This is a genomic window from Mycobacterium neumannii (assembly GCF_048452905.1).
GTDB classification, from domain to species: domain Bacteria; phylum Actinomycetota; class Actinomycetes; order Mycobacteriales; family Mycobacteriaceae; genus Mycobacterium; species Mycobacterium neumannii_B.
In genome coordinates, this window is the sequence record NZ_JBCGVF010000003.1 from 1,830,665 (window position 1) to 1,847,811 (window position 17,147).

The window sequence follows — 17,147 nt, forward strand, 5'->3', positions numbered from 1 at the left end:
ATTTCGGTTCCCCGACCAACCGGGCGGTTAGTTAGGTCCCGGAAATTGTTTCGAGGTGGTTTGAGTTGAAGTTACTGATGGGTATAGTTCGGGCAGTTACTGGTGGGTAACTTAAGCAAGAAGTACCCAACCAACAGTGGCCGTCTCACCGAGGAGGAACCGTGAGCCACTATAAGAGCAATGTTCGTGACCAGGTATTCAACCTGTTCGAGGTCTTCGGCGTAGACAAGGCGCTTGGCGAGGGTGACTACGCCGAACTGGACGTGGACACCGCCCGCGAGATGCTCGGGGAGATCGCCCGGTTGGCTGAGGGCCCGATCGCCGAGTCGTTCGCCGATGCGGACCGCAACCCGCCGACATTCGACCCGAACACCCACTCGGTGACGCTGCCCGACTCGTTCAAGAAGTCGATGCGCGCGCTGCTCGAGGGTGGCTGGGACAAGGTCGGCCTTTCCGAGGAGCTCGGCGGCATGCCGATGCCCCGCGCGCTGCAGTGGGCGCTGATCGAGCACATTCTCGGCGCCAACCCCGCGGCATACATGTACGCAATGGGCGCGGGCATGTGCGAGATCTTCTACAACAACGGCACCGACGAGCAGAAGAAGTGGGCCGTGCTGGCCGCCGAGCGCAACTGGGGCGCCACGATGGTGCTGACCGAGCCCGATGCGGGTTCCGACGTCGGCGCCGGCCGCACCAAGGCCGTGCAGCAGCCCGACGGCACCTGGCACATCGACGGCGTCAAGCGCTTCATCACCTCGGGCGACTCCGACGACCTGTTCGAAAACATCATGCACCTGGTGCTGGCCCGCCCCGAGGGCGCAGGCCCGGGCACCAAGGGCCTGTCGCTGTTCTTCGTGCCGAAGTTCCACTTCGACCCGGAGACCGGTGAGCCCGGCGAGCGCAACGGTGTCTTCGTCACCAACGTCGAACACAAGATGGGCCTGAAGGTCTCGGCCACCTGTGAGCTGTCCCTGGGGCAGCACGGCACCCCGGCCGTCGGCTGGCTGGTCGGCGAGGTGCACGACGGTATCGCGCAGATGTTCGACGTCATCGAGCAGGCCCGAATGATGGTGGGCACCAAGGCGATCGCGACGCTGTCGACCGGCTACCTCAACGCGCTCGAGTACGCCAAGGAGCGTGTGCAGGGCGCCGACATGACGCAGATGACCGACAAGACGGCTCCGCGCGTGACCATCACGCACCACCCCGACGTGCGTCGTTCGCTGATGACCCAGAAGGCTTACGCCGAGGGTCTGCGCGCGCTGTACCTCTACACGGCGACCTACCAGGACGCCGCGGTGGCCAAGGCCGTGCACGAGATCGACGCCGAGCTGGCCGCGCGGGTCAACGATCTGATGCTGCCGATCGTCAAGGGTGTCGGCTCCGAGCAGGCCTACGCCAAGCTGACCGAGAGCCTGCAGACCCTCGGTGGGTCGGGCTTCCTGCAGGACTACCCGATCGAGCAGTACATCCGTGACGCCAAGATCGACTCGCTTTACGAGGGCACCACGGCCATCCAGGCGCAGGACTTCTTCTTCCGCAAGATCGTCCGCGACAAGGGTGTGGCGCTGGCTCATGTGGCCGGCCAGATCGAGCAGTTCGTCAAGAACGAGTCGGGCAACGGCCGGCTCAAGGCCGAGCGTGCGCTGCTGGCGACCGCGCTGGAGGACGTCCAGGCGATGGCGGCTTCGCTCACCGGCTATCTGATGGCGGCGCAGGAGAACTCGACCGAGCTGTACAAGGTCGGCCTGGGTTCGGTGCGCTTCCTGATGAGCGTCGGCGACCTGGTCATCGGCTGGCTCCTGCAGCAGCACGCCGCGGTGGCCGTCGACAAGCTCGACGCGGGTGTGGCCGGTGACGACCGCGCCTTCTACGAGGGCAAGGTCGCGGTGGCGTCGTTCTTCGCGAAGAGCTTCCTGCCGATGCTCACCAGCACGCGTCAGATCATCGAGAACCTCGACAACGAGGTGATGGAACTCGACGAGGCGGCCTTCTAAGAGCCTTCAGTCGCTTCGCTGAAACAAAACGCCCCCGGTCTCTTCCCGGGGGCGTTTTGCATCGCAATCAAGTTCACATAAGGGCGGGTTCGGGAGGACACGAGGTGCGTCACATCAGTCTCGCGCGGTCGGCTTCCAACCCTTGCCGACTCTTCGGAAAAGTCACTCCCGAACCCGTCGTGCGACCGATCGTACGCCTGTGATCTCGATCACACCAGTACGAATTTTCCTCGGTCAGGCGTCCCGGGACCGCAACAGCGCCCGGGTGCGCGCACGCGCCTCGGGGTCTGAGTCGAAGACGCTGGCGACGAACTCGTCGACGCCGGCAGCGCCCAGTTCGTCGAGCCGCTGCGACACCGACTCCTCGTCGCCGACGATCGCGGCGTCGGCGGGTTCTGCAAAGCCCTCTCGGTCGAGCATGGCGCGGTACGACGGCAACTGTCCGTAGATGGCGAACTCCTCGGCGGCTTTGGCCCGGGCGCCGTCGACGTCGTCGGTGACGCTGATCGGCAACGACGCCACCACCCGAACCGAGCCCTCGTCTCGGCCCGACTCCACTGCGGCCGAGCGCAGGGTCGGGACGACGTGGTCGGCCAGCGTCCTGGGACCCGTCATCCACGTCATCGTCCCGGCACTGCGACGACCGGCCAGGCGCAGCATCTGCGGACCGAGTGCTGCGAGGTAGACGTCGGGCCGCGGAGCGCCGGGCACCTTCAACGAGCCTCGGGTCGTCCAGAAATCTCCGGAGGCGTCGGCGGGCTCACCGGCCAGCAGGGGCAGCAGCGCGTCGAGGTACTCGCGCATCTGCCGCACCGGTTTGTCATACGAGATGCCCCACACCCCTTCGGTCACCATGCGATGGCTCAGCCCGATGCCCAGGGTGAAGCGGCCGCCGGCGATGGCGTTCAGCGTCAGCGCGCGCTGCGCCAGTTGGGTGGGGTGCTGCACCTGAATCGGGATCACCCCTGAGGCCACCTCGATGGTGTCGATCTCGCGGAACGCGACGGCCAGGATCGTCAACAGGTCGGGGTCGTACGGCAGCTGTGCCATCCACACCCGTCGAAATCCCTCGTCGCGCAAGGACGTCAGCTTGGTCAAGACGCCGTCCAGCGGCGAGCGGCCGTCGGCATCGGTGATGAGTCCGGTGAGGGCGACACTGATCTGCACCCCACCATCGAAGCACGACCGGCGGCGAGCCTTCCCGCGTGCCGGAGGCGGTCTGAACATACTGGGCCATGACGACCGAGTTGGCGCGGCTACAACACCTCGGACCCAACTGGTTCGCCTCGGTGATGGGCACCGGCATCGTCGCCACCGCCGGCGCCACGCTGCCCGTGCAGGTTCCCGGACTCCACGTGTCCTCGCGCGTGGTGTGGGTCTTCGCGGCGCTTCTGCTCGTGGTGCTCGGCGTCGCGGTCAGCGTGCAACGGATCCGGCACCCGGTGGCCGCGCGTGGACATGTCCGCAATCCGCAGATGACGCACTTCTACGGCGCGGCGCCGATGGCGTTGCTGACCGTGGGCTCCGGTGCCCTGCTGATCGGCAAGGATCTGATCGGCGAGAGAGCGGCGGTCGACCTTGCGTGGGTGTTGTGGACGGGCGGCACCGTCGGAGGGCTGTTCACCGCGGCGACCATCCCGTTTCTGATGTTCACGCAGCTGAACGTGGAGCCCGACGCCGCGTTCGGTGGCTGGTTGATGCCGGTGGTGCCGCCGATGGTGTCGGCCGCGTCCGGTGCGCTGTTGATCCCGCACATGGATCCGGGCACCGGGCGCGCGACGATGCTCTACGGGTGCTACGCGATGTTCGGACTGTCGTTGTTCGCGGCCCTGATCATCATCACGATGATCTGGAGCAGGCTGGCGCTGTACGGCACCTCGGGCACGGCGCGGGTGCCCACACTGTGGATCGTGCTCGGCCCGCTCGGACAGGGCATCACCGCGGCCGGGCTGCTCGGTGCGCACGCCGGGGCGGCGGTGTCGACTGAGTTGGCCGACGCGATGAATATGTTCGCGGTGCTGTTCGGGGTGCCGGTGTGGGGTTTCGCGGTGTTGTGGATCGTGCTGGCCACCGAACTGACCGTGCGCACGATGCGCCGTGGTATGCCGTTCGCGTTGACGTGGTGGAGCCTGACGTTCCCGGTCGGAACCTTCGTCACCGGAACCACGCAATTGGCGAACCACACCGGCCTGCCCGCGTTCCAAGTGGCCGCGGCCGTCGCCTACGCCGGTCTGTTGGGTACGTGGGCGCTGGTCGCGGTCCGCACGATGGGCGGCAGTTTCGGCGGTGCCCTGTTCGCGCCGGCGACTGCCGGGCCGGTCAAGGCGAAGAAGGATCCTCCGCCGGCCTCAGGCCCGAAAAGTTAAGAGCCCCGTACTGCCGTCGGGTCGGGGGGTCAGACGGCAGCACGGAGCTATCCGGTGTATCGGCGCGTTTCCGGGGGGCGTTACACGCTGCCGTCAGTATTTTTTGGCGGTCCTGTCGGGCTGGTCAGGCTTCCAGAATGGCCGCCACGCCCTGCCCGCCGGCGGCGCAGATCGAAATCAGCCCGCGCACCGATTGACCGGTCTCTTTTTTCTTCTCGGCCAGCTGCTTGGCCAACTGCGACACGATCCGCCCGCCGGTCGCGGCGAACGGATGGCCCGCGGCCAACGACGACCCGTTGACGTTGAGCTTCGACCGGTCGATTGACCCGAGCGCGGCATCCAAGCCGAGGCGCTCCTTGCAGTACTCCTCGGACTCCCACGCCTGCAGGTGCGCGAGCACCACCGACGCGAACGCCTCGTGGATTTCGTAGAAGTCGAAGTCCTGCAGGCTGAGTCCGTTGCGGGCCAGCAGCCGCGGCACCGCATAGGTCGGCGCCATCAGCAGTCCGTCCTTGCCGTTGACGTAGTCCACTGCGGCGGTCTCTGCGTCCACGAAGTAGGCGAGCGGTTCGATGCCATGTGCCGAGGCCCACTCGTCGGTCGCCAGCAAGGACACCGAGGCGCCGTCGGTCAGCGGCGTGGAGTTGCCCGCCGTCATCGTCGCGTCGCCGTTGCGGACACCGAAGACGGGCTTGAGCTTGGCCAGCTTCTCGGCCGAGGAGTCGGGACGCAGGTTGTTGTCGCGGTACACGCCGAGGAACGGCGTCACCAGGTCGTCGAAGAAGCCGCGGTCGTAGGCGGCGGTCATGTTGCGGTGACTGGCGGCGGCCAACTCGTCCTGGTCGACGCGCTTGATGCCCATTTCCTTGGCGGTGACGGCGGCGTGCTCGCCCATCGACATGCCGGTGCGGGGCTCGCTGTTGACCGGGATCTGGATGCCCACCGAGGCGGGTAACTTGCCCACGAGCTTGAGCCGGTCGACGTTCGACTTCGCGCGGCGCAGCCCGAGCAGCGTGCGGCGAAGGTCGTCGCCGAGCGCGATCGGCGCATCCGAAGCGGTGTCGACGCCGCCGGCCGCCGCGACCTCATAGCGACCCGCGGCGATGCCGTCGGCCGCGGAGATGGCCGCCTGCAGACCCGTCCCGCACGCCTGCTGGATGTCGAACGCGGGCGTGTAGGAGGAGAGCGCGCTGCCGAGCACGCATTCGCGGATCAGGTTGAAGTCGCGGCTGTGCTTGAGCACGGCACCGCCGATCACAGCGCCGAGCGTCTCCCCGTCGAGGTTGAAGCGCTCGATCAGGCCGCCCAGGGCGGCGGTGAACATGTCCTGGTTCGACGCATTGGCGTACGCGCCATCGGAGCGGGCGAAAGGAATTCTGTTGCCACCGAGGATGGCGACGCGTCGGCGGGTATCACTAGGCATGCACCCATAGTACCCACCCTTCTTACTCTGGAGTAAGTTCGTCCTCATGGCATCGGATCTGTACTCGCAAATCGTCCACTCGACGCCCGGATCGTTCCTCGCCAAGCAACTGGGCATCCCCCAGCCCGAGACGCTGCGCCGCTACAAGCCGGGTGATCCGCCGCTGGCGGGCACGCTGCTGATCGGCGGCGAGGGCCGACTCGTCGAACCGCTGCGCACCGCGCTGGCCGACGACTACGACGTCGTCTCCGCCAACCTGGGCGGCCGCTGGGCCGACTCGTTCGGCGCGCTGGTGTACGACGCCACCGGCATCACCGAGCCGACCGGCCTGAAGGGGCTCTACGAGTTCTTCACCCCGCTGTTGCGCAACCTCGGACCGTCCGGCCGCGTCGTCGTCGTCGGCACCACCCCCGAGCAGGCACGCAGCGAACATGAGCGCATCGCGCAGCGCGCGCTCGAGGGCTTCACCCGCTCGCTCGGCAAGGAGATGCGCCGTGGCGCGACGGTGAACCTGGTCTACGTCTCCCCCGACGCCAAGCCCGCCGCGACGGGTCTGGAGTCGACGATGCGGTTCCTCCTGTCGGGCAAGTCGGCCTACGTCGACGGACAGGTGTTCCGGATCGGCCCCGACGACGCGGCGCCGCCCGCGGACTGGGACCGTCCGCTGGACGGCAAGGTCGCGATCGTGACCGGCGCCGCCCGCGGTATCGGCGCGACGATCGCCGAGGTGTTCTCCCGCGACGGGGCGAAGGTGATCTGCATCGACGTCGAGGGGGCGCAGGAAGCGCTCGGCGTGACCGCCACGAAGGTCGGCGGGACCGCGCTGGCTCTGGACGTGACCGCCGCCGACGCGGTCGACCGCATCACCGAGCATGTGCGCGACCACTACGACGGTCGCGTGGACATCCTGGTCAACAACGCCGGCATCACCCGCGACAAGCTGCTGGCCAACATGGACGAAGGCCGGTGGGATTCCGTCGTCGCGGTCAATCTTGTTGCGCCGCTTGCCCTTGCCGAAGGCCTGGTTAACAACGGTGTGCTGGGCGAGGGCGGCCGGATCATCGGCTTGTCGTCGATGGCCGGCATCGCGGGCAACCGCGGGCAGACCAACTACGCCGCGACCAAGGCAGGCATGATCGGGCTTACCGACAGCCTGTCGGAGGCGTACGCCGACAAGGGCGTCACGGTCAACGCGGTGGCGCCTGGCTTCATCGAGACCAAGATGACCGAGGCGATCCCGCTGGCCACCCGCGAGGTGGGCAGGCGGCTCAATTCGCTGTACCAGGGCGGCCAACCGGTCGACGTCGCCGAGACTATCGCCTACTTCGCAAGCCCGGCGTCCAACGCCGTCACCGGCAATACGGTGCGGGTGTGCGGCCAGGCGTGGCTGGGGGCCTGACGTGTCCCAACCATCCGGGCTGATGAACCTGGCGCGCGCGGCCGCGGGCGCGCTGCCATTCGTGCCGCGTGGCGAGACACTGCCCGATCGCACGCTGACCGTCGAGGATTTGAGCATCGATCCCGAGAACGTGGCGGCCTACGCGTCGGTGACGGGATTGCAGTTCGGGGACACGGTCCCGCTGACGTATCCGTTCGCGCTGACGTTCCCGACGTTGATGTCGTTGGTGACCGGGTTCGACTTCCCTTTCGCGGCAATGGGTTCGGTTCACATCGAGAACCACATCACCCAGTACCGCCCGATCGCGGTCACCGACTCGGTCTCGGTGAAGGTGCACGCGGAGAATCTGCGTGAGCATCGCCGAGGTCTGCTGGTCGACATCGTGACCGACGTCAACGTCGGCAATGAGCAGGTGTGGCATCAGGTGACGACGTTCTTGCACCAGCAGCGGACGAGTTTGTCCGACGAGCCGAAACCGCCGCCGCAGAAACCGCCCAAACTCGGCCCGCCGAATGCGATGCTGCGCATGACGCCCGGGCAGATCCGGCACTACGCCTCGGTCAGCGGCGACCACAACCCGATCCACACCAACTCGGTCGCGGCCAAGCTGTTCGGCTTCCCGACGGTCATCGCGCACGGGATGTTCAGCGCGGCAGCGGTTCTGGCGAACATCGAGGGTCAGCTGCCGGCCGCGGTCAAGTATTCGGTGAAGTTCGCCAGGCCGGTCGTGCTGCCGGCGAGCGCCGGCCTGTACGTCGACCGGGTGTCCGACGGCTGGGATCTGACGTTGCGCGACACGAAGAAGCGCGAGCCGCATCTGTTCGGGACGGTGCGCTCGCTGTAGTCGCGTTGACTCTGCGCCGAGGGCGTCGCCTACTCCGACAATTGCGCCGCAGCCGCAGAGTGAACCGATGAGTCCGAATGTTCGGACGGGGTGCCCTTCAGGCCGCGCCAGAATAGGTTGATCATCAGTTCGGCGGCCTCGTCCACGCCGGCATCGCCGGTGCTGACCCGTGACGCCACCGCCTCACCAGCGCCGACCAACGCGACGGCCATCATGTCGAAATCGGTGTCGGGCTCGGGGTTTCGGGTGCCTGAGCGCAGCAGTCTGCCGACCAAATCGATGATCCGCTCGCGGCCTTCGCGCACGGTGTGGGCGAACGCCTGCGAGCTGGTCGCCTGGCTGTAGAGCACCATCCACGACGCCCGGTTCGCGTCGATGTAGTTCAGGAACGCCAGGACCGCGTTGCGCAACAGGTCTTTCGGGCTCTGCTTGAAGTCGATCTGGCTGCGCACCTCGTCGACGAACCGCGCCAGCTCACGATCCAGGCACGCCGCGAACAGCTCCTCCTTGGAGCCGTAGTACAGGTACAGCATCGGTTTGGAGATCTGCGCCTCGGCGGCGATCGCGTCCATCGACGTCTCGTGGTAACCGTTCACCGAGAAGATCTGCACGGCGGCGTCCAGCATCTGCTGCTCGCGCACCGCGCGCGGTAACCGCTTGGTACCTCCGGCCATTCCACCAGGGTAAGCAATGCGCGCCACCAGGGCGCCAGCAGCGGGCGGTGGGCGGGAACTAGCAGCGGGCGGTGGGCGGGAACTAGCAGCGGGCGGTGGGCGGGAACTAGCAGCGGGCGGTGGGTGGGAATCAGCAGCGCGGGTTGGGCCCCTTCATTCCCGCCAGCCGCAGCACGGAGGCGTCGACGCTGGACATCGACAGCTCACCGGCATCCAACGCCTTCTCCAGCCGGTCGAGCACGGCGGGCACCTCACCGGTACTCAGCCATAGCGCGACATCGGCGCCCGCTTGCAGGCTCCGCAGCGCCGCCTCGGCGACCCCGAACCGGTCGGTGATGGCCCGCATACCGGACAGATCATCCGTGAAAACAGGGCCGTTGAACGGCTGGCCGCCGTAGTTGCCCGACCGCAGCAGCGCGTAGGCCGCCGGGCTCAGGCTGGCTGGATCGCTACCGGTCAGCCCGGGCACCTGTAGGTGACCGACCATCACTCCGACCGGCGCCTGGCTGGTCAGCGTCCGGTAGGGCACCAGATCGGTTGTCTGCAGGTCGCTGATCGGTGGCGTCGTGACCCCGCCCGTGTGCGAGTCGCCCGAGGCGCGCCCATGGCCGGGGAAGTGTTTGAGCACCGGCATCACACCGCCGTCGCGCAGACCGCGGGCATACGCGCCGGCGAAGTCGGTGACGACGGCCGGATCGGAGCCGAACGACCGGTCGCCGATGGCACCGCCGCCATCGACGTCGACGACCGGCGCGAAGTCGACGGTGATACCAAGCCCGCGCATGGCCTGGCCGCGCTTCAGAGCAATGTTGTACACCTCGTCGGGCGTGCTGCTGGCCGCCAGCGAGGCGGGCGACGGTTGGCTGCCGATCAGCCCGGCCAGCCGTGACACCTGGCCGCCCTCCTCGTCGACGCTGACCGCGAGCGGTAGCGGGGTCGCCGATCCAGCGATGGCTGCCAGCGAGCCGTCGGACAGCATCGACAGGTCGGTCCAACTGCCGACGAAGATGCCGCCGACGTGGTGGTTGTCGACGACCGCGCGTGCGTCACCCGCATTGGAGACGCCCACCATCAGCAGTTGGGCGAGCTTGTCGCGCGTCGACATCGACGACAGCAGCGATTCACCGGCTCCGCACGCGGGCGGCGCCGGCGCGGCCGGGGCCGCGGGCAGGGCGGTCGCCGCCTTGGTGATGGGCGCGGACGTCGGTGACGGCGCGGCTTCCTGCGCGGCAGGCGAGCACGCCATCAGCAATACGGGAGCGGCGGCAAGGGCACACAATGCGCGGGGCAAGGCCATGGGCCTCGACACTAACGGCTGTGGTGGCTCAGTTCTATCTCCTGGTCGGCGTGTGCGGCCAGAACATGGGTTCAGCTGGGCACATGCCCGCATGCTAGTTTTGCCGCATGGATCGGTTCCTCGTGCCCGCGGCCGCCAGCATCGTGGTCGGTCTGCTGTTGGGTGCGGCGGCTGTTTTCGGTGTGACGCTGATGGTGCAGCAGGACAACAAGCCTCCTCTGCAAGCGGGCGATCCGGCGTCTTCGGTGCTCAACAGGGTCGAGTACGGCGACCGCAGCTGAATCCCGGGCCGCCACTGAGACGGCCCCGCTTTCCCGGCGCTGGTTGTGGGTGGCCGCTGCGGCGGCGCTGGTCCTGACGTTCGCCCAGTCACCCGGACAGATCTCACCCGACACCAAGCTCGACCTGACCGCCAATCCGCTGCGGTTCCTCGCGCGCGCGTTCAACCTGTGGAACAGCGAGCTGCCCTTCGGCCAGGCCCAGAACCAGGCCTACGGGTACCTGTTCCCACACGGCACCTTCTTCCTGATCGGCGACATCGTCGGGCTGCCCGGCTGGGTCACCCAGCGGCTGTGGTGGGCATTGCTGCTGGTCGTCGGGTTCTGGGGTGTGCTGCGGGTGGCCGAGGCGCTCGGTATCGGCAGCCCGACGTCGCGGGTGATCGCCGCGGTCGCCTACGCGCTCTCGCCGCGGACGCTGACCACAATCGGCGCGATCTCGTCGGAGACGCTTCCGATGATGTTGGCGCCGTGGGTGCTGTTGCCGGTGATCCTGGTGTTGAAGGGCGGGTCCAGAGGGGCGGGAGAAAAAGGGGGCGACCCGCGCGTGCGCGTGCTGGCGATGCGCTCGGCGGTGGCGATCGCGTTGATGGGTGCGGTCAACGCGGTGGCCACGCTCACCGGCTGCCTGTGCGCGGCCATCTGGCTGTTATGTCATCGGCCCACCAAGCTGTGGTGGCGGTTCACGGCGTGGTGGGCGCTCGGTATCACGCTGGCGGTGCTGTGGTGGGCGGTCGCGCTGGTGATGCTGGGCCGGGTCAGCCCACCGTTCCTCGACTTCATCGAATCGTCCGGCGTCACCACGCGGTGGATGTCGCTGACCGAGATGTTGCGCGGCACCGACGCCTGGACCCCGTTCGTCGCGCCCAACGCGACGGCAGGTGCGTCTCTGGTGACCGGTTCGGTCGCCGTGCTGGCCACCACGCTGGTCGCCGCCGCGGGCCTGGCGGGGCTGGCGTTGAAGACGATGCCCGCCCGCGGTCGGCTGGTCGTCATCCTGCTGACCGGTGTCACGCTGCTCGCCGTCGGCTACTCCGGCGGGCTGGGCTCGCCGATCGCGCTGCAGGTTCAGGCGTTCCTCGATGCGTCGGGCACCCCGCTGCGCAACCTGCACAAGCTCGAACCCCTATTGCGACTGCCCTTGGCGCTGGGGTTGGCGCATCTGCTCGGCCGCATCCCGCTGCCGGGCAGCGCGCCGCGAGAGGAGTGGACGACCGCGCTGGCGCACCCCGAACGCGACAAGCGTGTCGCGGTGGGAATGGTGGTCCTGGTCGCGCTGGCAGCCGGTACGTCGCTGGCATGGACCGGACGTCTCACTCCGCCAGGCGCGTTCGATGCCATCCCGCAGTACTGGCACGACACCGCCGACTGGCTCGACGAACACAACACCGGCGGCCGCGTTCTGGTGGCGCCGGGCGCTCCGTTCGCTACCCAGGTGTGGGGCAACAGCCACGATGAACCGCTGCAGGTGCTCGGCGAAAGTGCCTGGGGGGTCCGCGATTCGATCCCGCTGACCCCACCGCAGACCATCCGCGCGATGGACTCCGTGCAGCGGTTGTTCGCCGCGGGCCGCCCATCCGCAGGTCTCGCCGACACCCTTGCCCGCCAGGGCATTTCGTACGTCGTGGTGCGCAACGACCTGGATCCGGAGTCATCCCGGTCGGCCCGGCCGTTGCTCGTGCACCGCGCGATCGACGGCTCACCCGGTCTGGAGAAGGTCGCCGAGTTCGGCGATCCGGTCGGCGCGGGCACGCTGGCCGGTTTCGTCTCCGACAGCGGCTTGCGCCCGCGCTACCCCGCCGTCGAGATCTACCGTGTCAACGCCGAAACCCCGGTGACGCCTTACCTCGTCGACACCGATCGCATGGCGCGCGTCGACGGCGCGCCCGAGGCGCTGCTGCGGCTCGACGAGCGCCGCCGACTGCTCGACCGCCCGCCGCTAGGCCCGATGCTCCTGACCGCCGACGCCGAACGCGCGGGCGTGCCGACCCCGCTGGTCACCGTCACCGACACCCCGCTTGCACGGGAAACCGACTACGGCCGCGTCGACGACCACTCGTCGGCGATCCGCACCCCCGACGATCCGCGGCACACCCACAACCGGGTCATCGACTATCCTTCTCCCGGAACCGATCTCGTCTACGGGCAGTGGAACGGGGGCCGGGTCTCGGTGTCGAGTTCGGCTGCCGATTCCACCGCGCTCCCAAACGTCGCGCCGGCCGCAGGTCCGGCCGCCGCAGTCGATGCCGACCCGTCGACCAGTTGGGTCTCCAACTCGCTGCAGTCGGCGATCGGCCAGTGGATGCAGGTGGACTTCGACCACCCCGTCACCAACGCGACCATCACGGTCACACCCAGCGCCACCGCCGTCGGCGCACAGATCCGCCGCATCGAGATCTCGACGGTGAACGGCACCAGCACCCTTCGGTTCGACGAAGCAGGCGAGCCGCTCACCGCGGCACTGCCTTACGGTGAGTCGCCGTGGGTGCGACTCACCGCGGTCGCCACCGACGACGGCTCATCCGGCGTGCAGTTCGGGATCACCGACCTCGCGGTCACCCAGTATGACGCGAACGGCTTCGCGCACCCCGTCAGCCTGCGCCACACCGTCGCCGTGCCCGGTCCTCCCCCGGATTCGACTGTCGCGCAATGGGATCTGGGTTCGGAGCTGCTGGGACGATCCGGCTGCGCGCAGAGTCCGACCGGCTACCGGTGCGCCGCGTTGATGGCGCTGTCGGCCGAGGAGCCGGTGAACTTGAGCCGGACACTGACGGTTCCAAAACCGATCGCGGTGACACCGACCGTGTGGGTGCGCGCCCGTCAGGGTCCCCAGCTGGCCGACCTCATCAGCGCACCCGGCACCGCCCGCGCCGTGGGTGAAGCCGATCCGATCGACGTGCTCGGCTCGGCCTACGCCGCGGCAGACGGTGATGCGGGCACCGCCTGGACCGCCCCACAGCGGGTCGTGCAGCAGGGGACGCCGCCGACACTGACATTGAAACTGCCGAGGGACAGCGAGGTCGCCGGGCTGCAGGTGACGCCGAGTTCGTCGGACTTACCCGCACGTCCGACACTCCTGGCCGTCGACCTCGGTGACGGTCCGCAAATCCGTCCGGTCGCCGGCGATGCCGGTGCCCAGACCCTGGATCTCAAACCGAGAGTCACCGACACCGTGACGATCTCCCTTCTCGACTGGGACGACGTCATCGACCGCACGGCACTCGGTTTCGACCAACTCAAACCTCCCGGCCTGGCCGAGGTGATCGCGCTCGACACCGGCGGCGAACCGATCGCGGCCGCCGACGCCGCGGCCAACCGGAACCGCACCATCGACATGCCGTGCGGCAAGGGCCCGGTCATCGGCGTCGCCGGTGAGTTCGTGCAGACCTCACTCAGCACGACCGTCGGCGCCCTCCTCGACGGTGAGCCCGTCGCCGCACGCCCGTGCCGGGCCGAGCCGATCCTGCTGCCGGAGGGCCAACAGGAGCTGGTCATCAGCCCCGGCGCGGCATTCATCGTGGACGGCGCTCAGCTCGCCGGACCGCGCGCCGATGAAATACGCGAGGCGCCAACGGTTCCCGCCCAGACCGGGCAATGGAGCACAGACCACCGCGAGGTGACCGTCGCACCGTCGTCGGCGTCCCGGGTCCTCGTGGTCCCCGAAAGCGTCAACCCCGGCTGGTTCGCCCACGACAGCGCCGGGTCACGGCTGACGCCGATCACGGTGAACGGCTGGCAGCAGGGCTGGGTGCTGCCGCCGGGCACGGCGGGCCCGATCTCGCTGAGCTTCCCGACGAACGTGCCCTACCGCGCAGGGCTGATCGGCGGGCTCGCGCTGCTGCCGGTGCTCGCCCTGCTCGCTTTCCTGCCGATGCGCAGGCGCCCCGCGCATGCCGTGCCGGTGCCGGTGTGGCGACCGCGGCCCGTCGCCGTCGGCGCTGCGGCGCTGGCCATCGGTGGGGCGATCTCGGGGGTGGCGGGCGTCGCGGTCGTCGGCTTGGCGGTCGGCGTCCGCTGGCTGCTGCGCCACCGCGAAAAGCGCTGCGAGGCAGTCACGGTCGGTACCGCGGCCGGCGGCTTGATCCTCGCCGGTGCGGTCTTGAGCCAGTACCCGTGGCGCTCGGTCGACGGCTACATCGGACATTCGTGGGGTGTGCAACTGCTTGCGTTGGTCTCGGTGGCCGCGGTCGCGGCGTCGACCGTGCCGATTCGGACGGAGAAACGTCTCAGCTGACCGCGATCAGGTGCTCGAGCTTGGGTTCGCCGACGACGTACTTGTCGACCTCCTGCTCGGCGAGCAGGTCCTGGCCCGTCTGCCGGATGACGTGTTGGTGCAGGTGCTCGTACCACGACCGCACGACGAACGCCTCGACGAACGTGTTGGGGAATTCGCCGCTGCGGAACAACCGCCATTGCACGGCCCCGGTGCGCTGCCGTGAACGCTTCACCCGGTCCATCGCCGCGACGAAGGCCGCCTCATTCTCCGACGCGACGCGGTACGTCTTGAGTACGAGGACCGGGCCGTCGGGCGGGGCGGGTTCGAACACCAACGCCGGCTCCGGCCAGTGCCCCGACGGCTCGACATCGAGGTTGCCGGTGCCCGGATGCAGCGGCCACCACAGCAGCGATACCGCGCACGCGGCGAGCAGCCCGGCCGCGATCAGCAGCGCGGTCACGCTGTTGGTCGCGCCGGCCACCAGGCCCCAGACCAGCGAGCCGATCGCCTGCCCACCCATGAACACCAGCTGGTAGACCGACAGGCCGCGCGCCCGTACCCAGGCCGGAAGGCTCAGCTGCATGGACGCATTCAGGGTCGACAGGGTGAGCAACCACGACAGCCCACCGACGATCATCGCGACGATGACCACCGCCAGCACTGGAACCAGCGCCAGCACCGCGGTGGCGACCGCGAAGCCGACCGCCCCCACGGTCAACAGCGCATTGTGTCCGAACCGGACTTGCAGCCGGGACAGCACCATCGCGCCGCACACCGCGCCGACACCGAGGGCACCCAGCAGCACGCCGTAGCCCGCCGACGACAGGTGCAGTTGTCGATCGGCGATGACCGCGAGCAGCCCCCACAGCGCGCTGCCGGGAGCGACGAACAGCAGCGCCCGAAGCAGGATGCGCCGCATCACCGGCGAGCTGCGGATGTACCGCCCGCCCGCGCTCAGCGCCGACAACGGTCGCTCGGTCGGCAGCAACCGTTCCTCAACCGGCCGGCGCCACGTGAACAACACCACGACGATGCCGACGAACGAGACCGCGTTCAGCGCGAACACCGTCGTCGGCCCCGACAGCGCAACCAGCAGGCCGGCGATCGCGGGCCCGATCGCCCTCGCGCTGTTCAGTGCCAGGCTGGTCAGTGCCGCCGCAGCCGGGATCTGTTCGCGCGGAACGAGTTCGGGCTGGATGGCCTGCCACGCCGGTGCCGTCAGCGCCTGTCCGCAGCCGATCAGGAACAGCAGGATCAGCAGCACCGCCGGCGTCGTCAACCCGACACCGGTCAAGATCGCCAGGATCGAGACGCCGGCCGCCATCGCCGACTGCGTGGCGATCAGCAGGCGTCGCCGGTCGACCAGATCGGCGACCACGCCGGAGGGCAGCGCCAACAGCATCACCGGCAGCGTCGTCGCGGTCTGCACCAGGGGTACCAGCACCGCGGCGTCGGGATCGGCGACCAGCATCCACTGGGCGCCGACCGTCTGCATCCAGGTCCCGAGGTTCGACACGAGCTGCGCGATCCACAGTGCCCGGTACATCGGCGACCGCAGCGGCGCCCACGCCGACGGCGCGGTGCGGACGCTGGACGATGCCGTCATGCGGTTCTGGCCTTTCGCTATGAATCGAGTTTCAAGTACCCGATTGGTCGACCGCTATCTCGTAGCATCGGCCGCGTGCCGGAACTGAACACCGCCCGGGGACCGATCGACACCACCGACCTGGGCGTCACGCTCATGCACGAACACGTCTTCATCCAGTCCCTCGACATCTCGACCAACTATCCGGAGGTCTGGGGCGACGAGGCCCAACGGGAGGCCGACGCCGTCGTCCGCCTCAACGAGCTCAAATCGCGCGGGGTCGACAGCATCGTCGATCTCACGGTGATCGGAATGGGGCGCTACATTCCGCGCATCGAGCGTATCGCCGCGCAGACCGACATCAACATCGTCGTGGCGACCGGCGTCTACACCTACAACGACGTCCCGATGTTCTTCCACTTCAGCGGGCCGGAGACCCCGCTGGGCGAGCCGATGGTCGACATGTTCGTCCGCGACATCACCACCGGTATCGCGGGCACCGGGGTCAGAGCGTCTGTCCTCAAGTGCGCGACCGACGAACCCGGCCTGACACCCGGCGTCGAGCGGGTGCTGCGCGCGGTGGCCCAGGCGCACCGGGGGACGGGCGTCCCGATCTCGACGCACACGCACGCCGCGACCAAGCGAGGCCTGGATCAACAGCGCGTGTTCAGCGAGGAGGGCGTGGACCTCTCGCGCGTCGTCATCGGGCATTCCGGTGACAGCACCGATCTGGACTACCTGGAACGGTTGATCGACAACGGGTCCTACATCGGGATGGACCGGTTCGGTGTCGACGTGTTCCTCGGTTTTGAGGAGCGGGTGGACACCGTCGCGCGGATGTGCGAGCGCGGCCACGCCGACAAGATGGTGCTTTCGCACGACGCGTCCTGTTTCATCGACTGGCTTCCGGAAGGACTCGTCCCGCAGACCATGCCCAACTGGCACTACCTGCACATCCACAACGACGTGATCCCGGCCCTCAAGAAGCGAGGCGTCACCGACGACCAGCTCACGACGATGCTCGTCGACAACCCGCGCCGGATCTTCGAGACCCGGGGCGCTTACTGA

12 protein-coding genes are annotated in these 17,147 nt (G+C 68.3%); 7 read left to right on the forward strand and 5 right to left on the reverse strand.

The window, feature by feature from the left end:
• The first annotated feature begins 161 nt into the window (after positions 1–161).
• The gene (locus AAHH99_RS15310) at positions 162–1,997 is read left to right on the forward strand and encodes an acyl-CoA dehydrogenase (protein ID WP_418769348.1); all 1,836 of its coding nucleotides are present in this window, start codon (positions 162–164) and stop codon (positions 1,995–1,997) included.
• A gap of 234 nt (positions 1,998–2,231) precedes the next feature.
• Here AAHH99_RS15310 and AAHH99_RS15315 read toward each other — a convergent pair whose 3' ends face one another.
• A complete protein-coding gene (locus tag AAHH99_RS15315; RefSeq protein ID WP_418769349.1) occupies positions 2,232–3,164 on the reverse strand; it encodes a TIGR03564 family F420-dependent LLM class oxidoreductase in 933 nt (310 codons plus the stop codon).
• Between the two features lie 68 nt (positions 3,165–3,232).
• Between AAHH99_RS15315 and AAHH99_RS15320 the strand changes: the two genes are divergently transcribed.
• Entirely contained in the window at positions 3,233–4,363 is a 1,131-nt protein-coding gene (locus AAHH99_RS15320; protein WP_418769350.1) for a TDT family transporter, read from the forward strand.
• A 124-nt stretch (positions 4,364–4,487) separates the two neighbouring features.
• Here AAHH99_RS15320 and AAHH99_RS15325 read toward each other — a convergent pair whose 3' ends face one another.
• Positions 4,488–5,786 (reverse strand): acetyl-CoA C-acetyltransferase, encoded by a 1,299-nt coding sequence (locus AAHH99_RS15325; protein WP_418769351.1) that lies wholly within the window; start codon positions 5,784–5,786, stop codon positions 4,488–4,490.
• A 46-nt stretch (positions 5,787–5,832) separates the two neighbouring features.
• Between AAHH99_RS15325 and AAHH99_RS15330 the strand changes: the two genes are divergently transcribed.
• Together AAHH99_RS15330 and AAHH99_RS15335 are read left to right on the forward strand one after the other, a co-directional pair.
• Positions 5,833–7,185 (forward strand): 3-oxoacyl-ACP reductase, encoded by a 1,353-nt coding sequence (locus AAHH99_RS15330; protein WP_418769352.1) that lies wholly within the window; start codon positions 5,833–5,835, stop codon positions 7,183–7,185.
• 1 nt (position 7,186) lies between these two features.
• The gene (locus AAHH99_RS15335; RefSeq protein ID WP_418769353.1) at positions 7,187–8,029 is read left to right on the forward strand and encodes a MaoC/PaaZ C-terminal domain-containing protein; all 843 of its coding nucleotides are present in this window, start codon (positions 7,187–7,189) and stop codon (positions 8,027–8,029) included.
• Between the two features lie 29 nt (positions 8,030–8,058).
• Here AAHH99_RS15335 and AAHH99_RS15340 read toward each other — a convergent pair whose 3' ends face one another.
• On the reverse strand, positions 8,059–8,703 hold the full coding sequence (locus tag AAHH99_RS15340) for a TetR/AcrR family transcriptional regulator (RefSeq protein WP_064399973.1): 645 nt from the start codon (positions 8,701–8,703) through the stop codon (positions 8,059–8,061).
• Between the two features lie 130 nt (positions 8,704–8,833).
• The gene (locus tag AAHH99_RS15345) at positions 8,834–10,000 is read right to left on the reverse strand and encodes a glycoside hydrolase family 3 N-terminal domain-containing protein (RefSeq protein ID WP_418769354.1); all 1,167 of its coding nucleotides are present in this window, start codon (positions 9,998–10,000) and stop codon (positions 8,834–8,836) included.
• 107 nt (positions 10,001–10,107) lie between these two features.
• On the opposite strand from AAHH99_RS15345, the gene AAHH99_RS15350 reads away from it, so the two are divergent.
• The gene (locus AAHH99_RS15350) at positions 10,108–10,281 is read left to right on the forward strand and encodes a DUF2613 domain-containing protein (RefSeq protein WP_066810839.1); all 174 of its coding nucleotides are present in this window, start codon (positions 10,108–10,110) and stop codon (positions 10,279–10,281) included.
• 43 nt (positions 10,282–10,324) lie between these two features.
• Positions 10,325–14,512 carry a DUF3367 domain-containing protein gene (locus tag AAHH99_RS15355; protein WP_418769355.1) on the forward strand — a complete coding sequence of 1,396 codons (4,188 nt, stop codon included), beginning with the start codon at positions 10,325–10,327 and terminating at the stop codon, positions 14,510–14,512.
• On the opposite strand, the gene AAHH99_RS15360 is transcribed toward AAHH99_RS15355, so the two are convergent.
• Positions 14,505–16,100 carry an MFS transporter gene (locus AAHH99_RS15360; protein ID WP_418769356.1) on the reverse strand — a complete coding sequence of 532 codons (1,596 nt, stop codon included), beginning with the start codon at positions 16,098–16,100 and terminating at the stop codon, positions 14,505–14,507. The two genes, AAHH99_RS15355 and AAHH99_RS15360, sit on opposite strands and share 8 nt — an antisense overlap.
• A 75-nt stretch (positions 16,101–16,175) precedes the next feature.
• Between AAHH99_RS15360 and AAHH99_RS15365 the strand changes: the two genes are divergently transcribed.
• On the forward strand, positions 16,176–17,147 hold the full coding sequence (locus AAHH99_RS15365) for a phosphotriesterase family protein (RefSeq protein ID WP_418769357.1): 972 nt from the start codon (positions 16,176–16,178) through the stop codon (positions 17,145–17,147).

Coding starts and splice junctions, on each gene's coding strand:
- AAHH99_RS15320 (WP_418769350.1), top strand. CDS start 3,233: ATGACGACCGAGTTGGCGCGGCTACAACACCTCGGACCCAACTGGTTC.
- AAHH99_RS15325 (WP_418769351.1), bottom strand. CDS start 5,786: ATGCCTAGTGATACCCGCCGACGCGTCGCCATCCTCGGTGGCAACAGA.
- AAHH99_RS15330 (WP_418769352.1), top strand. CDS start 5,833: ATGGCATCGGATCTGTACTCGCAAATCGTCCACTCGACGCCCGGATCG.
- AAHH99_RS15340 (WP_064399973.1), bottom strand. CDS start 8,703: ATGGCCGGAGGTACCAAGCGGTTACCGCGCGCGGTGCGCGAGCAGCAG.
- AAHH99_RS15345 (WP_418769354.1), bottom strand. CDS start 10,000: ATGGCCTTGCCCCGCGCATTGTGTGCCCTTGCCGCCGCTCCCGTATTG.
- AAHH99_RS15350 (WP_066810839.1), top strand. CDS start 10,108: ATGGATCGGTTCCTCGTGCCCGCGGCCGCCAGCATCGTGGTCGGTCTG.
- AAHH99_RS15360 (WP_418769356.1), bottom strand. CDS start 16,100: ATGACGGCATCGTCCAGCGTCCGCACCGCGCCGTCGGCGTGGGCGCCG.